General features: G+C 39.7%; 23 protein-coding genes and 1 tRNA gene. All 24 read right to left on the reverse strand.

All coding sequences use genetic code 11. The features are described from left to right. Positions 1–10: 10 nt before the first annotated feature. The 24 genes from LQZ76_RS04670 to LQZ76_RS04785 all read right to left on the reverse strand — a co-directional run bounded on the left by LQZ76_RS04670 (position 11) and on the right by LQZ76_RS04785 (position 22287). Positions 11–1267 (reverse strand): dihydroorotase, encoded by a 1257-nt coding sequence (locus LQZ76_RS04670; protein ID WP_230098607.1) that lies wholly within the window; start codon positions 1265–1267, stop codon positions 11–13. Position 1268: 1 nt separating this feature from the next. Then, the gene (locus tag LQZ76_RS04675) at positions 1269–2192 is read right to left on the reverse strand and encodes an aspartate carbamoyltransferase catalytic subunit (RefSeq protein ID WP_230098608.1); all 924 of its coding nucleotides are present in this window, start codon (positions 2190–2192) and stop codon (positions 1269–1271) included. Between the two features lie 392 nt (positions 2193–2584). Further along, entirely contained in the window at positions 2585–3088 is a 504-nt protein-coding gene (locus LQZ76_RS04680) for a hypothetical protein (RefSeq protein ID WP_230098609.1), read from the reverse strand. A gap of 9 nt (positions 3089–3097) precedes the next feature. Continuing rightward, complete coding sequence (locus tag LQZ76_RS04685; RefSeq protein ID WP_230098610.1) at positions 3098–3478, reverse strand: hypothetical protein; 381 nt, start codon at positions 3476–3478, stop codon at positions 3098–3100. 18 nt (positions 3479–3496) lie between these two features. After that, entirely contained in the window at positions 3497–4507 is a 1011-nt protein-coding gene (lplA, locus tag LQZ76_RS04690; RefSeq protein WP_230098611.1) for a lipoate--protein ligase, read from the reverse strand. A gap of 27 nt (positions 4508–4534) precedes the next feature. Continuing rightward, positions 4535–4972, reverse strand: a complete 438-nt coding sequence (locus LQZ76_RS04695; protein WP_230098612.1) for a universal stress protein — start codon at positions 4970–4972, stop codon at positions 4535–4537. A gap of 120 nt (positions 4973–5092) precedes the next feature. Beyond that, a complete protein-coding gene (locus LQZ76_RS04700; RefSeq protein ID WP_230098613.1) occupies positions 5093–5665 on the reverse strand; it encodes a xanthine phosphoribosyltransferase in 573 nt (190 codons plus the stop codon). Positions 5666–5740: 75 nt separating this feature from the next. Further along, complete coding sequence (gene nusB, locus LQZ76_RS04705) at positions 5741–6160, reverse strand: transcription antitermination factor NusB (RefSeq protein WP_230098614.1); 420 nt, start codon at positions 6158–6160, stop codon at positions 5741–5743. A 2-nt stretch (positions 6161–6162) separates the two neighbouring features. Beyond that, the gene (locus LQZ76_RS04710) at positions 6163–6597 is read right to left on the reverse strand and encodes an Asp23/Gls24 family envelope stress response protein (RefSeq protein ID WP_230098615.1); all 435 of its coding nucleotides are present in this window, start codon (positions 6595–6597) and stop codon (positions 6163–6165) included. A 106-nt stretch (positions 6598–6703) separates the two neighbouring features. Further along, complete coding sequence (gene efp / locus LQZ76_RS04715) at positions 6704–7270, reverse strand: elongation factor P (protein WP_230098616.1); 567 nt, start codon at positions 7268–7270, stop codon at positions 6704–6706. Between the two features lie 70 nt (positions 7271–7340). Continuing rightward, complete coding sequence (locus tag LQZ76_RS04720; protein ID WP_230098617.1) at positions 7341–8708, reverse strand: DEAD/DEAH box helicase; 1368 nt, start codon at positions 8706–8708, stop codon at positions 7341–7343. A gap of 14 nt (positions 8709–8722) precedes the next feature. Next, on the reverse strand, positions 8723–9679 hold the full coding sequence (locus tag LQZ76_RS04725) for a DHH family phosphoesterase (protein WP_230098618.1): 957 nt from the start codon (positions 9677–9679) through the stop codon (positions 8723–8725). Positions 9680–9770: 91 nt separating this feature from the next. Next, positions 9771–10847, reverse strand: a complete 1077-nt coding sequence (gene dinB / locus LQZ76_RS04730) for a DNA polymerase IV (protein ID WP_230098619.1) — start codon at positions 10845–10847, stop codon at positions 9771–9773. A gap of 114 nt (positions 10848–10961) precedes the next feature. Next, entirely contained in the window at positions 10962–11378 is a 417-nt protein-coding gene (yajC, locus tag LQZ76_RS04735) for a preprotein translocase subunit YajC (protein WP_230098620.1), read from the reverse strand. A 95-nt stretch (positions 11379–11473) separates the two neighbouring features. Continuing rightward, positions 11474–12490 carry a Holliday junction branch migration DNA helicase RuvB gene (gene ruvB, locus LQZ76_RS04740; RefSeq protein ID WP_230098621.1) on the reverse strand — a complete coding sequence of 339 codons (1017 nt, stop codon included), beginning with the start codon at positions 12488–12490 and terminating at the stop codon, positions 11474–11476. A 22-nt stretch (positions 12491–12512) separates the two neighbouring features. Beyond that, the gene (gene ruvA / locus LQZ76_RS04745; RefSeq protein WP_230098622.1) at positions 12513–13109 is read right to left on the reverse strand and encodes a Holliday junction branch migration protein RuvA; all 597 of its coding nucleotides are present in this window, start codon (positions 13107–13109) and stop codon (positions 12513–12515) included. 32 nt (positions 13110–13141) lie between these two features. After that, complete coding sequence (gene mutL / locus LQZ76_RS04750; RefSeq protein ID WP_230098623.1) at positions 13142–15193, reverse strand: DNA mismatch repair endonuclease MutL; 2052 nt, start codon at positions 15191–15193, stop codon at positions 13142–13144. Between the two features lie 15 nt (positions 15194–15208). Further along, a complete protein-coding gene (mutS, locus tag LQZ76_RS04755; protein WP_230098624.1) occupies positions 15209–17833 on the reverse strand; it encodes a DNA mismatch repair protein MutS in 2625 nt (874 codons plus the stop codon). 189 nt (positions 17834–18022) lie between these two features. After that, positions 18023–18490, reverse strand: coding sequence for a DUF1453 domain-containing protein (locus LQZ76_RS04760; RefSeq protein WP_230098625.1), 468 nt, complete (start codon positions 18488–18490; stop codon positions 18023–18025). 208 nt (positions 18491–18698) lie between these two features. Further along, positions 18699–19586, reverse strand: a complete 888-nt coding sequence (locus LQZ76_RS04765; RefSeq protein WP_230098626.1) for a 3-hydroxyacyl-CoA dehydrogenase — start codon at positions 19584–19586, stop codon at positions 18699–18701. Between the two features lie 28 nt (positions 19587–19614). Then, positions 19615–20502 carry a 3-hydroxyacyl-CoA dehydrogenase gene (locus LQZ76_RS04770; RefSeq protein ID WP_230098646.1) on the reverse strand — a complete coding sequence of 296 codons (888 nt, stop codon included), beginning with the start codon at positions 20500–20502 and terminating at the stop codon, positions 19615–19617. Between the two features lie 172 nt (positions 20503–20674). Then, positions 20675–20758, reverse strand: a tRNA-Leu gene (locus tag LQZ76_RS04775). 60 nt (positions 20759–20818) lie between these two features. Then, entirely contained in the window at positions 20819–21355 is a 537-nt protein-coding gene (locus tag LQZ76_RS04780; RefSeq protein WP_230098627.1) for a 3'-5' exonuclease, read from the reverse strand. 188 nt (positions 21356–21543) lie between these two features. Next, complete coding sequence (locus LQZ76_RS04785; RefSeq protein ID WP_230098628.1) at positions 21544–22287, reverse strand: class I SAM-dependent DNA methyltransferase; 744 nt, start codon at positions 22285–22287, stop codon at positions 21544–21546.

A 22287-nucleotide genomic window follows, 5' to 3' on the forward strand; every position in this document is an offset into this window, starting at 1 on the left:
ATCTTCTCTCCTATTTGCTGTATACCATTTGTCCATCTACAAAGGTTGCTAATACTTGTCCGAATACTTTTTCACCAAGAAATGGTGAGTTGGTACCTTTTGAAATAAAATCAGCTGCTTTAATTTCATATTCTTCATCAAAATCGACGATTGTTAAATCAGCAGCTGTCCCGACTGCTAATTTACCAGCCGCTAAGTTAAATGCTTGGGCCGGTTTAACCGCCATCCAATCAAGTAACGTTGCTAAGTTTACTAAGCCACTCTTCACAAAGTGGGTGTACATTAATGCTAGTGATGTTTCGATGCCGACAATTCCAAACGCGGCCGTCTTCATTGAACCACTTTTTTCTTCAACACTGTGTGGTGCATGGTCAGTTGCGACCATGTCAATTGTGCCATCCATCAAACCGGCAATACATGCTAAGCGATCAGCCGTTGCCCGCAATGGGGGATTCATTTTCATAAATGGGTTATCAAATTCAACCATCGTTTCATCTAATAAGACGTGGTGTGGTGATACTTCTGCCGTTACATGCAAGCCTTCACGCTTAGCTTGGCGCACCATTTCAACAGATTCTTTTGTTGAAATATGAGCGACATGATAATGCACCCCCGTTTGTTTAACCATGACTAAATCACGCGCTAATTGCGTTGATTCGCTTAAGCTTTCCATCCCAGGTAAGCCAAGACGGTCAGCAACTGCCCCGGCGTTCATTGCCCCACCGTTTACTAGACTGTCATCTTCAATGTGAGCAACAATTGGCAAATTCAAGTTTTTAGCTTGGCACATTGCTTGGAGCATCGTCATCGATGTTTGCACCCCATGACCATCGTTGGTAAAGCCGGCTGGTTGGTGGTGCGCAATTTCAGCCATATTTGTAACATGATCATCAATTAGACCACCTGAGATTGGGGCAAACTGATATGTTTTAATTACTGAATTTTCCGCATTCCGCTTAATTTGTTCCGCAAACTTATCTGCTGTATCTGGAACTGGATTTAAGTTAGGCATGGCAATTACGGTTGTAAAACCACCATGGGCCGAAGCTTTACTACCAGAAGCAATCGTTTCTTTATATTCAAATCCTGGTTCCCGGAAATGGACGTGTACGTCAACGAGACCTGGTAAAACATCTTTACCTTGGGCATCAAACACTTCACTAGTTGGTGCTTGAATGTCGGCTGCAATTGCTACGACGCGGCCATCTTCAATCAAGATGTCTTGGATTTGGCCATTGATGCGACCATTTTTAATTAAGCGTTGCATGTTATTCCTCCACTAAACCTTTACTTGTTAACACCGCATTTAAAATTGCCATGCGGGCAAAAACACCATTGTGCATTTGCGTGAAAATTTTTGATTTTGGTGCTTCAACTAATTCTGATGAAATTTCAACATCACGATTAACCGGTGCTGGATGCATAATAATGGCATTGTCTTTAAGCACATCGTAGCGTGCTTTGTTTAAGCCATATTGTTGGTGGTATTCCACCGCCGTAAAGGCATTTAAATCATCTTTTTGTAACCGTTCTGTTTGCACCCGTAATAACATTACTACATCTAATTTGGGCAATAATTCGTCAACTTCAACATACGTACCAAAAGCGGCAAAATCTTCATTGAACCATTCTTTAGGCCCACTGAAGAGAACATTGGCTCCCAAACGGTTTAAAATTTCAGCATTTGAGCGGGCCACCCGTGAATGTGCGATATCTCCGATAATCCCAACATTTAAACCGGCAAAAGTTTTAAATTGATCATGGATTGTCATTAAATCAAGTAAGCTTTGTGATGGGTGTTGACCACTCCCATCACCAGCGTTTACAAGGCCCAATTCAATGTTGGTATCTTCAACCATGGGACCATACCAGTTGTTTAACCGGTGGCGGATAACCACAAAGTCAACGCCAATTGCTTGCAAAGTTTTTAATGTATCCCCTAATGACTCACCTTTCGTAACTGAACTTGTTGATGGGTTAATATCAATTAACTTAACGCCTAAACGTTGTTCTGCCATTTGAAATGAGCTGTGTGTCCGTGTACTGTTTTCAAAAAATAAGTTGGCTGTAAATACAGGACGTTTTAACGTTACTTGCTTACCATCGCGGAAGGCATAAGCGCTTGTAAGTAATTCGTGTAACTCACTATCTGATAAATCATTAATATTTAAAAAATTTGCGAATTGTACCATGTCGGTTTCCTTTCAAAAAAAACTGCCTTCTCCAAAGAGAGGGCAGTTTCCGATTGTTGTCATCGTAACGATTAATTGCCTGATTGTGCTCTCTCTGGAGTTTCTTAAATAGACGTTATGAAATTTTATTGGGTGCTGTAAATACAAAAAAACTCTTTGGAATATCCAAAGAGTTTTTAGGTTAGCTTAAATAAAGTGGCAGTATCCCTACTGCTATTTTGAACTTACCTTAGTGACTCTCTGGTCGACCTTTAAAGGACATTTACATTAGAAATTATTATAGCAGAATTATTTTTAAGATGCAACGACCTTTTTGTTAATTTTATTTATTATGCATACATAAAAAGCAAGAAGCCCCTATTGTCTAGCAGGTTTCTTGCTTATATTGTCAATTATTCAGTTGGTTCAATAACGGTTTCTTCTTCAACCGGTGCAAGCAAGCTTTCCCAGCCGCCCGCTTTAATTAACGCTACTTGATCAGTAAAGAATGCTGTAATCCGCTTTTGAACACTCGCTGGATCATCCAAATAATCTGCCACTGAAGCGGCTTTTTGGATAAACAAGCTTGATTGAGAAACCATTGGGTGTTCAATAATCATGTAGATGTTAACTGGATACAACGTTTCTTCATCAATTAATTTGGTCAACGCATTTACATACCGCACTGGTAAGTTAATGGCGGACGTTTCTAAACTAAACGTTAATGGTTCACCTTCAACTAATTCTGTCACCGCAATCGCTACCCGGCTTACCTTTTGGTGCGCAATATTTTGATCTAAATCGGCAAAGGCCGCTGTAAAATCAAGTTCGTTGAGATTAACAAGACTTTCATTTACTTCCAGTACTTGTTGGTCTTTGACAACTTCTAAAAATTCACTACCTAAAATTTCCATCATTTAATCCTTTTATTTCCGAAAGTATATCCCAGCACCACGCCGATATTGAACAGCGGCTTTAATCCACAAGCCAAAGGCGATTAGATTAAGTAACACTATCACCCAGCCTATGCCAAGCATCACACCATGTAATGCTATTTTACCGATGACTAACTGAACCAGTGCCGTTACAATTGTAATCCCGACAAATAACATTGCTAACGCCATTAAATAAATCGCCATTGGGTGCTTACGATAAATCAAAGCGGCGGCGATTATCATAATTGCAAAAACGGTTAGTAAAGAATGCCATTCCGGGTGACCCTTAACCGAAAAAATTAAACTAACGATGGTAAATAAAATAAAGTTTAAAATACCATATCCCACGACTTGTTTTACTTTGCTTACCATATCTACCTCAAATTTAAATTATGCTAATAAATCTAAAATTTGGGCGTGATCAATTCCAAGGAAGTAATTTCCTAACTCAACATTAGCAAGAACCTTTGCTAATTCTTCACGGTTATACTTAATACCAACAAATTTGGCTTCAAGTTCTGAAACATCACTCGTCCCAAAGAAGTCACCATAAAAAGTAACTTTATCAATAATACCATCTTTTACATCCAAACGGGCATCAATTGTCCCTGCCGTGAAATGTTGACGTTTTTGAACGGTAAATGCAGGTGATGTTCCATATACCCAATCCCAGTTGTTATAAACATTTTCATAGATTTCTTCAATTTTAGCTTCTTCAGCGGCTGAAATTTTAACTTCTTTATCTTTGATATCAGCTAAATCATCAACGGCAAACAAGTGCTTTAATAAAGCATCCCGGAAACCTTCAACATCTAAATCTTGATACTGTTCAGCTAAGTAGGGCTTTAAATTCGTAACTCGTGATCGAACTGATTTGATGCCTTTTGAAGCAATCTTATCCGCGGGTACGTTTAACGCTTTCGTAACCACGTCCAAATCAACATCTAACATCAATGTTCCATGGGCGTAAATTTTAGAACCATGCTTAAACATGGCACTACCAGAGAATTTCTTACCATCAACAATCATATCATTTCGACCAGAAACTTCAGCCGTCGTGGCGCCCATTTCATGAAGCGCATTAATAATTGGTGAGACAAACGTTTTAAAGTCACCAAATTCAGCATTTTTGGTGTCTAGTACGAAACTAAAACATAAATTACCTAAATCATGGTAAACTGCTCCGCCACCACTTCGGCGGCGAGTTACAACAATTTTGTTATCATCAATGAATTTTTGGTTAACTTCTTCTTGGGTGTTTTGGTTACGCCCAACAATGATTGAAGGCTTTTCATAGTAAAAAAGCACCAATGGTTCATCAAATTCACGATTGTACATCAAATATTCTTCAGTCGCTAAATTACGGCGAATATCATCGCTTGGCATTACATAGTAAAACATACTAGTTAATCTCCCGAATAATTTAATTTATTTAACAATAATCACATCGCAAGGTGCTGTACGGGTCACAAAATTAGTTACTGAGCCAACTACGAGACGTTCAACGGCATTCATCCCCGTAGTTCCCATGACAATCAAACCAGTCTCATGATCGGCCGGAAAGTCTTTGGCAAGGACTTCTTTAGGATTACCAAAACGAACGTGAATTTCCACGTCTTTAACACCTGCATCAAGGGCTTGTTGTTGATAAACTTTTAAGCGTTTTTCAACTTCATCAACCATTCGATAAACAACGTCACCAGAAACTGCCCCACCGTAACCATCCGCAAATTGGTTAATTTCTAACACGTTTAAAATATCTAAGCGCGTATTATTCCGCTTAGCGACTTGAATGGCGGTTGCTAAAACTTTTTCCGTAATTTTTGATCCGTCAACTGGTGCTAAAATGTTCTTATATTCTTGCATAGGCTTACACTCCTTAAGTAGTTTGAATCTAGCTCAATTATACACTTGATTACTTAGAATGTAAGCGATTCCTTTATATAAATCTAATTATTGGGTAACTTTTTACAAATTATACGATATTTAATCAGCGAACTGAACTTGGTTATCATCAAGGCTAGCAATTTTTACTAATGATTCCACACGGAACCCTTGGGCTTCAATTGTTTGGCGCCCTGGTTGAAAACTTTTCTCAATCACAATGCCCACCCCGGCTAAAGTTGCTTGGGCTTGATTTAAAATATCAATTAAGCCTTCAACCGCTTGCCCATTCGCTAAGAAATCATCAATTACTAAGACATTTTCACCGGGTTGAATAAAGCGCTTATCAACCATCACATCCGTGTATTGTTGCGTTGTATATGAGAATAACTTGGTAGCATAAATATCAGCTGATAACGTCAACGACTTACGTTTACGAGCAAATACTAACGGCACGTGCATCGCTTGGGCCACCATAATGGCTGGGGCAATGCCTGAAGATTCAATCGTTAAAATGCGATCAATTTTTTGATCAGCAAACCGTTTCGCAAATTCTTGTCCAATCGCTGTCATTAATTCAACATCAATTTGTTGGTTGATAAATGAATCAACCTTTAAAACATTCTCTGGTAATACGCGGCCGGCTTCAATAATTTTATGTTTCAATGCTTCCATGTTTGTTCTCCTAATAATATGTTCTAAAAAACGACGGGCAAATTTGCGACGTCGTTTTTTAGTTAAAATATTTTCTTATTGTTGTTTAAAAGCGTGGTCTAAAACACCATTAATAAACTTCCGTGAACGTTCATCACTGAAAGTTTTGGCTAAGTTTAAGGCTTCATCAATCACAACTTTACTTGGAACGGCTTCTTCAGCACTAACGTACTTGTGTTCAAAAATGGCCAATTCCAAAATAATCCGGTCGGCACGGGCCAAACGATCAAAAGTCCAGCCATTAGCAAGTAATGGCGTAATATCTTGTTCAAGCACTTCACGTTGGCTTAAAACACCAGTTACTAATTCTTTCAAGTAATCTGGGACCGCTGGGGTTGGTTCAATATCTTCTAATACATCTTCGTAAAGGGTATCAAGATCAGCTTCAGGATTACCAGCCAATGCAAAGAGAGTCTGGAATGCTTTTTCACGTATTTGATGTCGACTAATAGTCACAATTATTCACCTTTTTCTTCTTCATCATCCCCAAATAAATTATTGGGATCCAATTGTTGGTCAGCCTTTTGGGGCACAATACCTTCAACGTGGATATTAATTTCTGCTACTGTTAAATCGGTCATGGCACTAATTTGTGATTTGATGTGTTCTTGTAACTTCAAGCTCACCTTTGGCACACTGACCCCATATTCAAGATAGACATAAACGTCGAAGATAATAACATCATCGTTCATGCTTACTTTAACGCCTTTACCATGTTCAACGCGGCCAAATAATTCCGATACTTGGTTTCCAATTGAACTTTGCATTTTAATAACACCGTCGATTTCACTTGCGGCAATTCCGGCAATTACTTCTAAGACACTCGGATTTACCTCAGTGTGTCCTAAAACCTTACCGTCATTTGCAAGTGTAATATTTGTCTCTTCTGCCATTTCAGTCTCCTCCATGGATTACTAGTTTAACTAGTCTAAATATACAGGTTTAATTATATCAAAAAAGCCCCTCGCTTTCACGAGAGACTTTTTAAATTGTTAAAAATTAGGCACGTGATTTGTAAGTACCGTTATCATCAGTGTTGATAACAAGCTTGTCACCAGCATTGATAAAGTCAGGCACTTGGATAACTAAACCAGTTTCCATAGTTGCTGGCTTACCACCACCATTGGCAGTAGCACCCTTGATAGCAGGTTGAGTTTCCTTAACTTCAAGTGTAACAACCTTAGGAACTTCAACACCAAGAACTTCGTTACCAAAAGTAGTAACAGAAACTTCCATACCTTCAAGCATGAACTTCAAAGCATCTTTGATGTTTTCTTCGTTCAAGTTAAATTGGTCGTAAGTTTCAACGTTCATGAAGACGTGTTGGTCACCTTCAGCGTACAAGTAAGTAGCTTTTTGTGTCAAGATTTCAGCAGGAACTAATTTTTCAGAAGTGTTACTGAAAGTGATTTCGTTAACTGCACCAGTACGCAAGTTCTTCAACTTTGAACGTACGAAGGCTGAACCTTTACCAGGTTTAACGTGTTGGAATTCAAGCACACGCCAGATAGCGTTGTTGTATTCAATAGTCAAACCAGTTTTTAAATCGTTTGGTGTAATTGCCATTGTAATTATCTCCTTAAAATACGTAATTCTTTCCTATTTTACCAGTCAAAATCCTATTCGACAAGTAAAATTATTTACCACGGGCCTTATCAGCCGCCACCTTGTTAGCTTTCCGTGTGGCCCGTTGTTCCATCCGTTGTTCAATCCGACGATCCATTTGTGCTTTACGCTTAATGGCTTGATTGATTTGGTGTTTGTAACCAGGCTTAATCTTCTTTTTCTTTTTCTTGATTAAACCAATCATCGTTGGATCAAGCTTCTTTTGGGTCTTATTACGTTTTTCACGACGCTTACGGTCAAACGTATCAACAATGTGGTCACCCTTAATCGCTTTTGGTTGGAATTTAACCCCAAGGTTTTCTAATTCAGCAACTTGATCATCATTATCAGGCGTGTATAACGTAATCGCAATTCCGCTCATTCCGTTACGACCAGTCCGACCAACCCGGTGGATAAAGAAGTCTAAATCAGCTGGAATATCATCGTTAATTACGTGTGATACCCCTTCGATATCAATCCCACGAGCAGCCAAATCAGTGGCAACCACATACTGGAAGTCAAGGTTTTGCACTTGCTTCATCACCCGCTTACGTTCACGTGGGGCAATTCCACCGTGGACCGTCGCAACTTTTAAGTTTTGACCACGTAAGAAGTGACTTAATTCATCGGCGCGTTCCTTAGTATTAGTAAAGATTAAAGCTAAGTATGGTTGGCCAAGCGTCAATAATTTTAAGATAACTTCATTTTTTGAAGCACTCTTAGTTGAAATCAACCAGTTTTCAATCGTTGGAGAAATTACCGTAGTTACTGGAATTTCTTCAACAACGGGATTGCTTAAGTATTTACGTAAGAATGGTTGTAACTTTTGCGGAATTGTTGCTGAAAAGACCAACATTTGTAAGTCTTCAGGCATTGCCCCCGCGACAGCATCAACTTCCGGCAAGAACCCTAAATCAAGCGTCATATCAGCTTCATCGACCACCAAAGTCTTACTGAAGTGGACATCAAGGGCTTGGGCCTTTAATAAATCCGCAATCCGGCCAGGTGTTCCAATCACGATGTGGGGTTGGGCGGTTGCTAATTGTTTTAATTGGCGTTCTTTGTCAGTCCCACCAACATAGTTAGCAATTCGAATTTCAGCATCAAAGTGCTTCGCAATTTGTTTAGCGGCATTATAAATTTGTTGGGCTAATTCCCGTGAAGGCGTCGTAATTACGGCTTGTACTTGATTGAAATTAACATCCAAGTTTTGGAAAATTGGCAATAAGAACGTGTGCGTTTTTCCGGAACCAGTTTGTGATTGACCAACTACGGAGCGACCACTAATAACCGTTGGAATTAAGCGTTCTTGCACGGCTGTTGGTGTGTTAAAGTTAATTTCCGCTAAGGCGTCCATAATTGCTGGTTTTAAATTAAAATCAGTAAATTGTTTCGTCATTAAATAAATCCTTTCTATATTAAACGATCATTGTATCGCTTAAGGGCGCGGGCTAATTCATCAATAATATCATTGACCTCGTCCATATCACGCGCTTTAGCCCCCGATGCTAATGGGTGTCCACCACCATCATGATTACGCGCAACCGTGTTAATTACCATATCTTTTGAGCGTAAACGCACACGGTAACTATGGTCATCTTGTTCTTCAAAGACCGCCCATGTTCGGACAGTATCAATGCGACCTGGTAAGGGCACAACAAAGGCTGTTCCACTTTCGCCAAGCTCAAATGAATTAACAAGTTCATTGCTTAAGACCATGTAAGCAAGGCCATTTTCAACAATATTTAGGTTTTGCAATACGTAGCCTGATAACTTAGCAGCTTCAGGACTAATTGCGTCCATTTTTTGATTAACTTTGATAATATCAAAATCAAATTTGAACAATTCCGAAACAACGCGCATGGTTTCACTATCAACTGAATACAAGAAGCGACCAGTATCACCGACAATACCGGCGTATAATACCCGAGCGGCCTCTGCATTCAACGTCATTTTACCACGTGAGTGCTCAGCGAGTTCATAAATTAAACTCGATGTTGAACTAGCCCCGGCAACCACCCATTGTAAATCACCATAAGGTTCATCATTGGGGTGGTGATCAATTTTGATCATTTCTTTCCCAGTTGGGTAGCGTTGATCATCGATCCGCGGTGCATTGGCGGTATCTGTCACAATAACTAAGGCATTTTCATAGCTTGCATCCGCAATTGTTTCCATTTCAGCAATCCAAGCTAACCCTGGCACTGTCTTACCCACAATATGCACATGCTTCTCTGGATATGAATTACGAATAATTTCAGCCAACCCGGCTTGGGACCCAAAGGCATCTGGATCAGGCCGTTGGTGGCGATGAATAATAATCGTGTCATATTCCTCAATTTTGGCAATAATTTGCTCTTGAATCGTCATGCATCTACTCTTTTCATTTTTTTATTATCTGAATAATACGTAATCTCTAAAATTTACCTAACATTTTAGTATACCTTATTTTTACCGTTAATTATTCAAAAAGTGGTAAATTAATATTTTCAAATGTAATTGGGGCCAAACTCGTTAAGGTCACCCCGAGTAGGCGAATCGCTTGGGTCGTAGGTGGCAGGCTGGCAATAATTTCTTCCGCAACTTGCACAATTGGTGTAATTTCATTCGGATAAAAATCAGTTTGCGTCACGCGCTTAGTTAACGTTGTAAAATCACTATAGCGAATTTTTAACACAAGCGTGCGCCCGTGGCGTTGATTACGTTGCATGGCCTTAACTAAATCCGTGGCCAAACTCGTTAAGGCTTTCTTAATTTGGGCCGGTAATTCTAACGGTGGTAAATACGTTGACTCTTTACCAATTGATTTACGTTCTTGTTGCCATTGCACCGGTCGATCATCAATCCCGCGTACCCGCCGATACAAATCATAGCCCAATTTACCAAAATGCTGAATTAAAAAACTTTCCGTTTGTTGATACAAATCCGCGCCAGTTAAAATATCCAAAGCTTCCATTTGTGGGAGTGTTTTTTTACCAATCCCGCGAAACGCCCCGATTGGTTGGTGGGTTAAAAAATCAACGGCATCTTCTTGGCGCACAATGGTCACTCCAACTGGTTTATTGTATTCGGAAGCTAACTTGGCAATAAATTTGTTGTAGCTAATTCCAGTCGAACAAGTTAAATGTAGGCGTTCCCAGATTTCTTGTTGCATCCGATGAGCCAAAATCACCGGATCATCAATACCAAGTTTATTTTCCGTCACATCTAAATACGCTTCATCAAACGCAATTGGTTCAATCATCTCGGTATATTCATGAAAAATAGCATGAACTTGGGCTGAGACTTCTTTATACTTGGTAAAATTAGGTGTTAAAAAGACCCCTTTTGGCGCTAATTTTTTAGCTTCCATTGCACTCATCGCGGAATGAATCCCTAATTGGCGGGCCACATAATTGGCAGTTGCAACCACACCATGACCACCGGTTTTAGCTGGATCTTTAGCTAAAATCAGCGGTACTTGACGTAAAGTAGGATTATCACGCATTTCAACTTGCGCATAAAAAGCATCCATATCAACATGAATTATCTTACGCATTGGCCCCTCCTTTTTTAAATCACTTACCTATATTTTATAATATCCTAACAAAGAAATCCTTATGGTGCAGGCACCATAAGGATTTCTTTGTTAACTATTTAAATATAAAAATAATTATTTGTCAGCGGCGCCATCTTTGGCTTCAGTTGGTGCTGCAGCCATAGTTGGTTCTTCAACCGCCTTAGGTTCGGCTGGCATTGCTTCAGAAGCGGCAGGTTTTTCAGTCGCGGCATCAGTTGCCATTGGTTCAGCTACTGGAGCGGCCGTAGTTGGTTGATCAATCACTTTAGCAATTGCATCCATATCAAATACTAAGAAAATACCATCACAGTCTAACGTAACCGTCTTGTCAGCTTCGTTGATTGAATCAATAATCCCGTGCAACCGACCGATTGTAACGATGTGTGCACCCTTTTGAAGTTTTGACATCATATCATTACGCATATCACGTTGCTTTTTTTGTGAGCGGGTTGTCATGAGCAACATCCCCCCAATTAATACAACTAAAATAACAATGTTAAATAATCCCATTTGTAATACTCCTTTGTCCTAGTTTTAAAAAAACATTAAGTTTATTGTAGCGTACATTACACTAATTTGGTACCTTACATTCAATAATCGCGAACTTAGCTTTCTGTTGGCATTATATATCCTAAATGATCGTATGCCTTAACTGTGGCAACGCGGCCCCGTGGCGTGCGTTGCACAAAGCCAATTTGGAGTAAGTACGGTTCATACATTGATTCTAAAGTTTCAACTTCTTCACCAATATTAGCCGCTAAAGCGCCAATCCCGACCGGACCACCACTATATTGGGTAATCATGGTCGTTAATAACTTAATATCGGTTTGGTCTAAGCCCATTTGGTCAACGTTTAAAATTTGCAAGGCATAATTAACAATTTCAACATCAATCGCGTCCTTGCCAGCCACTAATGCAAAATCCCGCACGCGCTTGAGTAGGCGATTGGCAATCCGTGGCGTCCCCCGAGAACGGCGCCCAATCTCATGCGCCCCAGAAGCGGCAATCGAACTATGGAAAATATCCGCCGTGCGCTTCACAATTTCTTCTAGTTCCGCGACATTATAGTAACTCATGTGTTCAACAATCCCAAAGCGATCACGCAATGGGGCTGATAACATCCCCGCCCTAGTGGTTGCACCAATTAACGTAAATGGGGGTAACGGGAAATGGACCGGATGCGCGGTTGGCCCTTGCCCAATCACAATATCGACAAAATAATCTTCCATCGCTGAATAGAGCATTTCTTCAACCGCCGTTGGTAAGCGGTGAATTTCATCAATAAATAAAATGTCGCCCGGTTGTAATTCATTTAATAACGCTAATAAATCACCGGTCTTTTCAATGGCTGGGCCGGAAGTCGTTTTTAAACCAACTTGCATTTCATTAGCAATTACCATCGCTAAGGTGGTTTTCCCTAACCCTGGCGGACCATACAATAGGACATGATCCAGCGCTTCTTCCCGACTTCGGGCTGCTTTAATATAGACTTGCAGTTCATTTTTGACCGCTTCTTGGCCAATATATTCGGCAAATTTTTGGGGGCGCAATGATTTTTCAAGTGAATTTTCTTGATCATCTTGCACATCTTGTTGGTAGATTTGTTCGTCAAATTCTGCCATCGTAGCCTCCTTTCAGTTTGCTCTAACCCATTAAATATTTTAAGCCCAAACTCAAGTATGTTTGTGTATCCGTTGGGGCTTCTTTGGCCAGTTGCTTTTCAACACGTTTAATATCGGTTTTACCATAACCTAATGATTCTAAAGCTAAAATCGCATCGGTTAAATCTTTGTTAACACTCGCAACGGCGACTGGTTCATTAAATAAATCTAATGCCACCCCTGGAATATCTGCTAACTTGCCTTTTAAATCCAACACAATTTGTTGGGCCGTCTTTTTACCAATCCCAGGGAACTTAACTAAATATTCCACATTTTGACTTTCAACCGCCCCAATTAAGGCGCTTTGATCAGCATTAGCTAAAATAGCTAGCGCGGATTTAGGACCAATTCCTGACACACTCAATAACTTATTAAAAAGCATCTTTGCGGTCATATCAGCAAAGCCGTATAATGAAATTTCATTTTCACGGACGATTTGCTCAACATAAATGGTCACACTTTGACCTTCTTGGTAAACAAACGGGTTAGCCGTTAACAACTTATAACCCATCCCAGCGACTTCCACCACGATATGCGTTGGGTAAATAAGCGTCACCTTACCAGTTAAATATTCATACATCTAGTAAAACCATCGTCTTTCTGTGGTCCATTTTAATAAGGATGACCATCATAATCGATCCAAGAGCCATGCGCATCTTGAATCCGTTTAAACATTTTTTCCATATCTGTTAACGATAACGTTACTAAGACTGGCCGACCATGGGGACAATTATACGGATTCTTAGTCATCCCCAAGTGCTTGATTAATTCTTTAGCTTCTAGCTCACTTAAATGTTGATTGGCTTTAATAGCCCGTTTACAACTCATCATAATCGCGGTTTTTTCGCGAAATTCAGCCGTTGTAATTTGCCCTTCCCGTAAAACCCAATCAATCATTTCACGCGTTGTCGCTTCAACTTGTTCCGGTACAAACCACGTTGGATGGTGATGCAAGATAAAACTATTATCCCCAAACGGTTCTAAATCTAACCCGACCGTCTGTAAGATGGCTAATTTATCCGTAATTTTAACGGCATCAACTAACGGATAGTCTAAGACTAACGGAATTAATAATTGTTGCTTGGCCGTGCCAACATGCCCAATTTCTTCACGATAGTATTCGTAATTAATTCGTTCTTGGGCGGCATGTTGATCAATCAAATACAAGCCTTGGGGGCCTTCTGCGAATAAAAACGTGCCAAACATTTGACCCATGTAGCGTAATTCTGGCCACGGATTAGCTGACATTTCAACCACCGGTTCATCATTAATCGGCGCCACACTTAACGTTGTTTGCTCATTTTTACTTGGCATTGTAACGGGAACTTCAATAAAATGATCAACGGCTTCCTCAGCATATTTGGCTTGAAACGTTTGCACGGCTGGCGTCGTTAAATCCGCTTTCGTTAAAACATTAATCGGCATAACTGGTGCCTTAGGAACTACTACTGGGGGAGCTTTAGGGATATCGTCGTCTTCAATCGTTGGCGCACTCACCGTTGGTAGTTCTTCAGTAACTACCACGGAACGGTCTTCTAATTGATATTTCATCGACGTTTGATTTAACTGATTAATAAAATCTAATCCCATCAAGGGACTCGATGTACTTACTGAATCCGCTTCTTTAAGCGGTTGCTCGGCTGTACTAGTTAAATTCTGGTACCCATCTGGAATCAAACTCATTTGCGTAAAGACGTGTTGAATCGCTTGTGTAATTAATGTCACTAAGCTATCTTCTTGACTCAAACGCACCTCTTGCTTCGTTGGGTGCACGTTAACGTCGACTAATAACGGATCCATTTGGATATTAATAACGGCAAATGGATACCGGCCAACCATTAATTTACTCCCATACCCTTTAATAATGGCTTTAGTGATTTGGAAGTTTTTAATATACCGGCCATTAATTAAGACCGAAATATAATCCCGCGATGCTCGCGTTAACGCCGGCACTGATACAAACCCCGTCACTTCAAAATCATTATCCGTAGTCGTAATTGGCACCATCTTTTGCGCCGTCGTTGGCCCGTAGATTTCCGCAATTACTCGCTTAACATCCCCATTACCGGCTGTGCGTAAAATTTGTTTATCATTGTGCACTAAATGAAACGTCACGGCTGGATAACTCAAGGCTAAGCGATTAACAATATCAACAATTTTCGCCAATTCCGTTTGTTGTGATTTTAAATATTTCAAACGCGCGGGTGTATTAAAAAATAATTCAGTTACTTTAATCCGCGTTCCTTTACGAGCACTGGCAGCAGTTTTCGCTAATACTTCACCACCTTTAATATGCATCGCCGTCCCTGCTTGTTGGCCCGTACTAGTCGTTAATTCAACGTCGGCAATTGAAGCAATACTTGGTAACGCTTCACCGCGAAAGCCGAGGGTTCGGATTTTAAATAAATCTTGCCGGTCATTAATTTTTGAAGTTGCATGGCGCCGAAAAGCCACCTCAACATCCTCGTCATCAATCCCATCGCCATTATCAATAATTTCAATTAACTTCGTCCCGGCAGCTTCAATTAAAATATCAATCTGCGTAGCATGAGCATCAAGCGCATTTTCAAGTAATTCTTTAACCACGGATGCGGGCCGTTCAATTACTTCCCCGGCCGCAATTTGGTTTGCCAGGTTAACTGATAATTCGTGTATTTTAGCCATACATCCTCCTGCTAATTAAAGTTTTTGTTGGAGCGCAAATAGTTTATTCAACGCATCAAGGGGCGTCATCATCGCTAAATTCAGCCCTTTAAGTTCATCCAAAATAGCTTGTTGTTGTGGATCTAGCGCCGGTTGCGCAAATAAATCTAATTGTTCATCATCAACATTGGCCTCTGGTTGCGGTACTGCAACGACTTCGGCCACCGGTGGAACTACTGGTACGCTAGGTTCATCGGCGACTACTTTCATCAATGTTGTCGCTGAACCTTGTTGTTCTAAATGATTTAAGATGACTTCGGCGCGGGCTAAGAGTGGTGCCGGCATGCCTGCTAATTTAGCAACGTTAATCCCATAACTTTGGTCGGCCGGACCTTCTTCCATTTTATGCACAAACACTAAATCACCATCTTGTTCAATCGCCCCCACGTGCATATTTTTCAAACCTGGTAGTTCATCGGCCAACGCGGTTAATTCATGATAGTGCGTACTAAACAACGTCTTTGCGTGCACATTTTGATGGACATATTCAATAATGGCTTGGGCAAGGGCCATCCCATCATAAGTCGCTGTCCCACGACCAAGTTCATCAAATAAAATTAAAGAAGCGGGCGTGGCATGCTTCAAGGCGTTATTGGCTTCGCCCATCTCAACCATAAAGGTTGAATCACCCGAAATTAAATCATCTGCGGCCCCAATGCGCGTGAAAATTTGATCAAAAATTGGTAATGCTGCCGAGGTCGCTGGTACAAACGAACCAACTTGCGCCAAAATCACAATTAACGCCAATTGCCGCATATAAGTTGATTTACCAGACATATTCGGTCCCGTAATAAGCATAATACTATTATCCGGATTCATTTTAATGTCATTTGGCACGTATGCTTGCCGCCCTAATACTTTTTCGACAACCGGGTGGCGGCCGTCGACGATGGCTAAATTAGCATCGTTGGTAAATGTTGGCTGCACGAAATGATAAGTTTCGGCAACCACCGCAAAGCTTTGTAAAACATCTAACTCAGCAATCGCTTGGGCTAATGCTTGAAGGCGCCCAATCATTGTTTTGATAACTTCCCGAATCTCAACAAATAATTGGTACTCTAACTCGGTTGATTTATCTTGGGCTTCTAAAATTAAAGCTTCACGTTCTTTTAATTCGGGCGTACTAAACCGTTCAGCATTCGTTAATGTTTGTTTGCGTTCATAACGTTCTGGGTCAAGCTTAGCAATATTGGCCTTAGTAACTTCAATAAAATAACCAAAAACGCGGTTATAGCCAATTTTTAACCCATTAATACCCGTTACTTCACGTTCACGAGCTTCTAGTTGGGCTAACCATTGCTTTCCATTCTTCATCACATCTCGATATTGATCAAGTTGGTTTGAATAACCATCCGCGATAACGCCACCTTCAGTAATTGATAGTGGCGCCTCATCATTGATGGCGACGGTAATTAGTTCCGTTACTTCACGTACCGGATCAAGAAGTTCAACTAAGGGACCGAAAACATCCCCTGGTAAAGTCTTGAGTGTAGCCCGTAATTTAGGGACTTGCTCTAAACTAGTTTTTAATTGAATTAAATCACGTCCATTAACGGAACCAAAAGCAACGCGACCAACTAAACGTTCTAAATCATAGACCTTCACTAAATCATCTTGAATCGCGGTGCGTTCAAAATAATTTTCTAATAAGCCGGCTACAATTGTTTGGCGGTTAATAATTGTACTTTGGGTTAATAGTGGCCGATCAAGCCATTGCTTCAACATCCGGCCACCCATGGCGGTCTTCGTTTCATCAAGTAACCATAATAAAGTCCCTTGTTTCTTACCGGTCCGAATGTTTTGCGTTAATTCTAAGTTATAACGACTATTGTGATCCATTTTCAAAAAACGCATTGGTTCATAGGCCACAAATTCTTGTAAGTGCGCTAAGGACCGTTTTTGCGTCAGCGTTAAATAGCCAACTAAATTACTAGCAACTAATTGCTGGGTGGCATCGGTTAGGGTTTGCGTTAAAAAGCTCACTTCCGCTTGCGTTGGCGTATTTGGTTGTTGAGACACTAAAATTCCAAGCTTAGTAAGTTTTTCCGTAATAGCTGCTTCAACACTGGTATCAACAACCACTTCTTTAGTTTGGAGATTAAGGATTTCGTTAAAGACCTCTTCGCTTTCCATTAAGGTCGTTACTTTTTCTTCCCCAGTTGATAAATCAGCATAGGCTAACCCATAATGCGTTTGAGTGTGGGTTAACGCCGTAATATAGTTATTTTCTTTAGCATCCGCTTGGGTTCCAAATTTGGTTCCGGGCGTCACTAATTGAACAACGTCACGTTTAACCATCCCCTCGGCTTGTTTCGGGTCTTCCATCTGTTCAACGATAGCTACTTTGTACCCTTTATCCACTAAGATATCGATATAATTTTGGGCCGCGTGGTGCGGAACCCCACACATTGGAATCGGATTATCCGCATTTTTATTTCGCGTCGTTAGCGTTAATTCTAAAATTTGGGCCCCTTTAATCGCATCATCATTAAACAACTCGTAAAAATCACCAAGTCGATAAAATAAAAATGCATCCGGATATTGTGCTTTGATTGCATTATATTGCTGCATCATCGGAGTTTCTTTTGCAGTTTTTGCCATGCTATTTGCCCTTTTCTTTTGTTATTGTCCTTAATATTTTAGCATTTTTTGCCGCTTAATAACATTACAGGGGCAAGTAAATCAACTTTTATCCTTGTGTTTCATGTGAAACATTATTTGTTAAAAAACAAAAAACACCTTAGTTACCTAAGATGTTTCGATCTACTATGCTTAATTATGAACTAGTATTTAAAGACGCTTTTGCGCAGCAGCTCGTTTACTTAAATGTACAAGCCGTCCGCCTAAAATTGATAATCCCATGTGTAGAGTTTGTGTCACACTTGAAATTGAACTCATACCATGTACTAACACATGTGCAATGATTTCATTAACTGCAATCCCAATGATAAAAACTAAAATAGTCATAAATGTTCCGCGGCGCATCCACACACCAGTATTGGTATCTTGATAAATTTTTACGGTTGTTCCGCGTAATACTCCAAAACCAATCCCCGTAGCACATGAAACAATAATTGCCATAATGGTAGCTAAGTTTAAATTCAAACTTGGTAAGGCCTTATATAAACTATATAAACCAATCACAATAATAATAGCAATTCCTTTAAACGAATCTTTTAATTCTTGTTCACGTAACATCCGCATCAAAATAAACAAAAAAATCAGAATTAGACCGATGTAATCACTTAAGTTAAACATTTCTTTCACCCCTAATTATATTTATTAATTATTGTAGCACTCACTGACAAGTGATGTTGAGATTACAGATAAGATGCATAAAAACCGACTTAACAGGTATTTAATGCTTGGCAAAAAACAAAAGCTTAGTCATTGTACAACGACTAAGCTTTTATAATTAAACTTGCTAGTATATTACTTGGTTAGCGTAAGTATCAGAAAATACCCACTATTTAACAAAATCAGCTTGTTCGAATGCTGGGTTAGGATACTTGTAAAAACCTTCGCCGGTTTCAGTTCCTAGCTTCCCTTGATCAACAAATTCTTTTTGAATTTTTTGACCAATTTTGTACATAATTGAATCTTGTTCATATGCACTTAACACATTGCAAATGGTCCGTAACCCAATCATATCAATTGAACCAAAGGGCCCCATTGGAATTTCTAAGTCGATTAAGTATGTCCGATCAATCGTTTCATAATCGGCTACGCCCGTGTACCACATGATCAAAGCGGCATTCGTCATCGGATTTAATAATCCGTTTAGCACATAGCCCGGATTTTCTTTTTTGATCATGATTGGAACCATGCCAATTTCACGAGCAAAATCGTGTAACGTTGTCACGACTTGGGCATCTGTACAGGCATGGCCCATAACTTCAATCGTGTTATGTTTCCAAACAAGGTTAGCAAAGTGAAAGGCTAAAAATTTACCCGGCCGATCAACAAATTTAACTAAGTTACTTGGTAATAACGTTGATGAATTAGTTGCAAAAATAGTTTTTTCCGGAGCTACTTTGCTTGCTTTCGTCCAAAAATCTTCTTTGATATGCATACTTTCAGGAACGGCTTCAATTACTAAATCAATATCTGCCAAACCAGCGGCTAAGTCCGTTGTGTACTTAATTGTCGCAATTCGCGCAGTGGCATCTTGGTCAGAGATATCTTCCATATCAGCCACTAATAAATCTTTGTAATTTTCAATCCGTTGTTTAGCCTTAGTGATTGCGTCATCAGCAACATCATAAACCGTTACTTGCTTACCATGGACCGCATTTTGGAGGGCAATTTGACTCCCTAAAACACCACCACCAGCTACTAATACTTTGTTTAACATTTTAATTCCCCCAAATTAAAAATTTATTTTACTTCAAAAAGTCGGCTTGTTGGAACGCTGGATTAGGATACTTGTAGAACCCTTCACCGGTTTCTGTGCCTAACTTACCTTGGTCAACAAATTCTTTTTGCAATTTTTCAGCAATTCCTTGTGATTCTGCATCTTGGCTAGTTTTTAAAATATTACCAACCGTGCGAAGGCCCACAACATCCAAAATTCCAAAGGGACCATATGGTGACCCGGTTGCAATCATCCACGTCTTATCAATCTTATCTGGGTCAGCAATTCCGTGATACCAAAGATACATGCCGGCACTTAAAAATGGCATCAAAATGGTATTAAGGACATAACCTGGTTGTTCTTTTTTAACTAAAATCGGCACCATGCCAATTTCTTGGGCAAACGTTTCCATTTGCGCGGGTAAATCGGCATCAGTTTTAGGTTGAGCCATGATTTCAGCAGTATTATGTGACCATACAATATTGGCAAAGTGTAAGGCGATAAATTTAGTTGGTCGATCAACAAATTCTGCAATCTTACTTGGTAATAATGATGATGAATTTGTCGCAAAGACGGTTTGTTCATCAGCTGCTTCAGACGCCTTATTCCAGAAATCTTTTTTTATCGCTAAACTTTCTGGGACCGCTTCGATTACTAAATCAATTCCTTTAAGGGCACTTGCTAAATCGGAAGTATACGTAATTTTCGCAATATCAGCTTGCGCTTGTTCATCACTAATTTCCTTAATATCGGCTACTAGTAAATCCTTAAAACTAGCGACGCGCTTTTTAGCCGCAGCGACCGCATCGTCTGAAATATCATAAACGGTGACTTCTTTACCATGAACAGCATTTTGTAAGGCAATTTGACTACCTAACACACCACCACCAGCAATTAAAACTTTTTTAAACATCAGCATTCTCCTGTAAGTGAATTTAAAGTTGTAACTGCCATGATAATAGCATTATCAAATTATGAGGGTCAAATTATTGAACTATCACGATAGTCCTTGCTAATGTGCTTTTTTCCGACAAAAAAATTCGTCGAGCATCTCTGCCAAACGAATTCTTTTGTTTTATCTAATTTACTGCCTATAACAGGAGTCGAACCTGCACGAGGTTGCCCTCACTGCGACCTGAACGCAGCGCGTCTGCCAATTCCGCCATATAGGCATAGCTTAACTAACTACCTAAGTGTACTCGTTTTTGCCATCTTTTTAAAGCTTTTAATTATCAATTAATTATTTTACTAATAACGTCAGTCCCGTACTTAGTTTGCATCGCCACTAACACTTGGGCCGTTAATTGGGCATCATCTAACGCCGCATGATCAGCGGTCATTGGTAATTTAAAATAATCAGCCAAATAGTTAACATTATATTTAGGTAAATCGGGTAATAATTTTTTGGCTAAGGTTAACGTATCAATGTATTTAAATGCTTGCAACGGTAAATCATAAAAGCGGCAATTTGTGATAATCGCATGCTGTTCATTTTTAACCCCATGCACCACTAACGGTAAATCACCAACAAAAGATATAATTTGGGGCCAAATCGTAGCAAAAGTTGGGGCAAACAACACATCGCTCGCATAAATATGATGAATATTATCCGATGCGTAGCCGTCTAATTTAGACTCTGGATTAACTAACGTTTGCCAGTTATCCACAAGTTTTCCCCCAACGACCTTTTGCATCCCGATTTCAACAATTGAGATGCGGTCGCTCATGTGTAAACCAAATTCAAAATCTAATGCAACAAAATCTAACATTGTTTCCCCTCAAAAAACGGGCGTGTGAAAAAAGCGGCTAGCTACAGTATAAAACTAGAAAATCCCGACTGAATCAAAATTCGGTCGGGATTTTAGTAGTGTATGCTAGTATTGGCCTTTGAAACACATTCTAGCAGCAAATTAATACTAGAGCAGTGTTATGTCACAACCCCGTTTTAACTTTTCATTTATTTATGGGCTTTAAAGAACCACCGCGTTGTGGTCTCAGATACCGGTGCCTGACCAAAATCAGCATGCACTTCAATATCTTTAAAACCAACTTCCGCTAAGAGGTCCTTAATTTCAGCTAAAGTATAGGCATATTCATAATGTAATTCTTGAAGTTGTTGATAACCATCAATTTCTTCTTGATAAACAAAGAACGTTAACTCATGTTCAACTGAATTAGGCCGTTCACCTTCATATGAACTCCATAAAAACGCTGTTTCTTCGTCATGCCAATTATACATGTAACCCGGATAAACTTCCTTAATTTGATATGGCGTAATCATATCAAATAAGAATTGGCCATCTGCAAGTAAATGTTGATAAACTTGGGTGAACGTTTCTTTTAACTGGGCTTTTTTACCTAAGTAGTTAAAAGAATCTGCAAATGATGTGATGGTTTGATATTGAATTGGTAAATCTGACCATTCTGTCATATCACCTTCAATTAAAGGAATCGTTACCTTAGCTTCTTCAGCGTGTTTCATCGCTAAAGATAACATTTCTGGTGATAAATCAAAGACACTCACATCTTGATAGCCTGCTTGCGCTAATAAAACGGCCAAGCGACCAGCACCACCAGCTAAATCAAGTAATTTACCTTGCTTATCTGGGACATTAACTTGGACATAATCACGCCATTGTAAATACAATTCACCATCAAACAAATTATCATATAATTGAGCAAACGTTTGATAATTAGCCAT

The organism is Periweissella ghanensis (genome assembly GCF_918814755.1).
Lineage (GTDB): Bacteria > Bacillota > Bacilli > Lactobacillales > Lactobacillaceae > Periweissella > Periweissella ghanensis.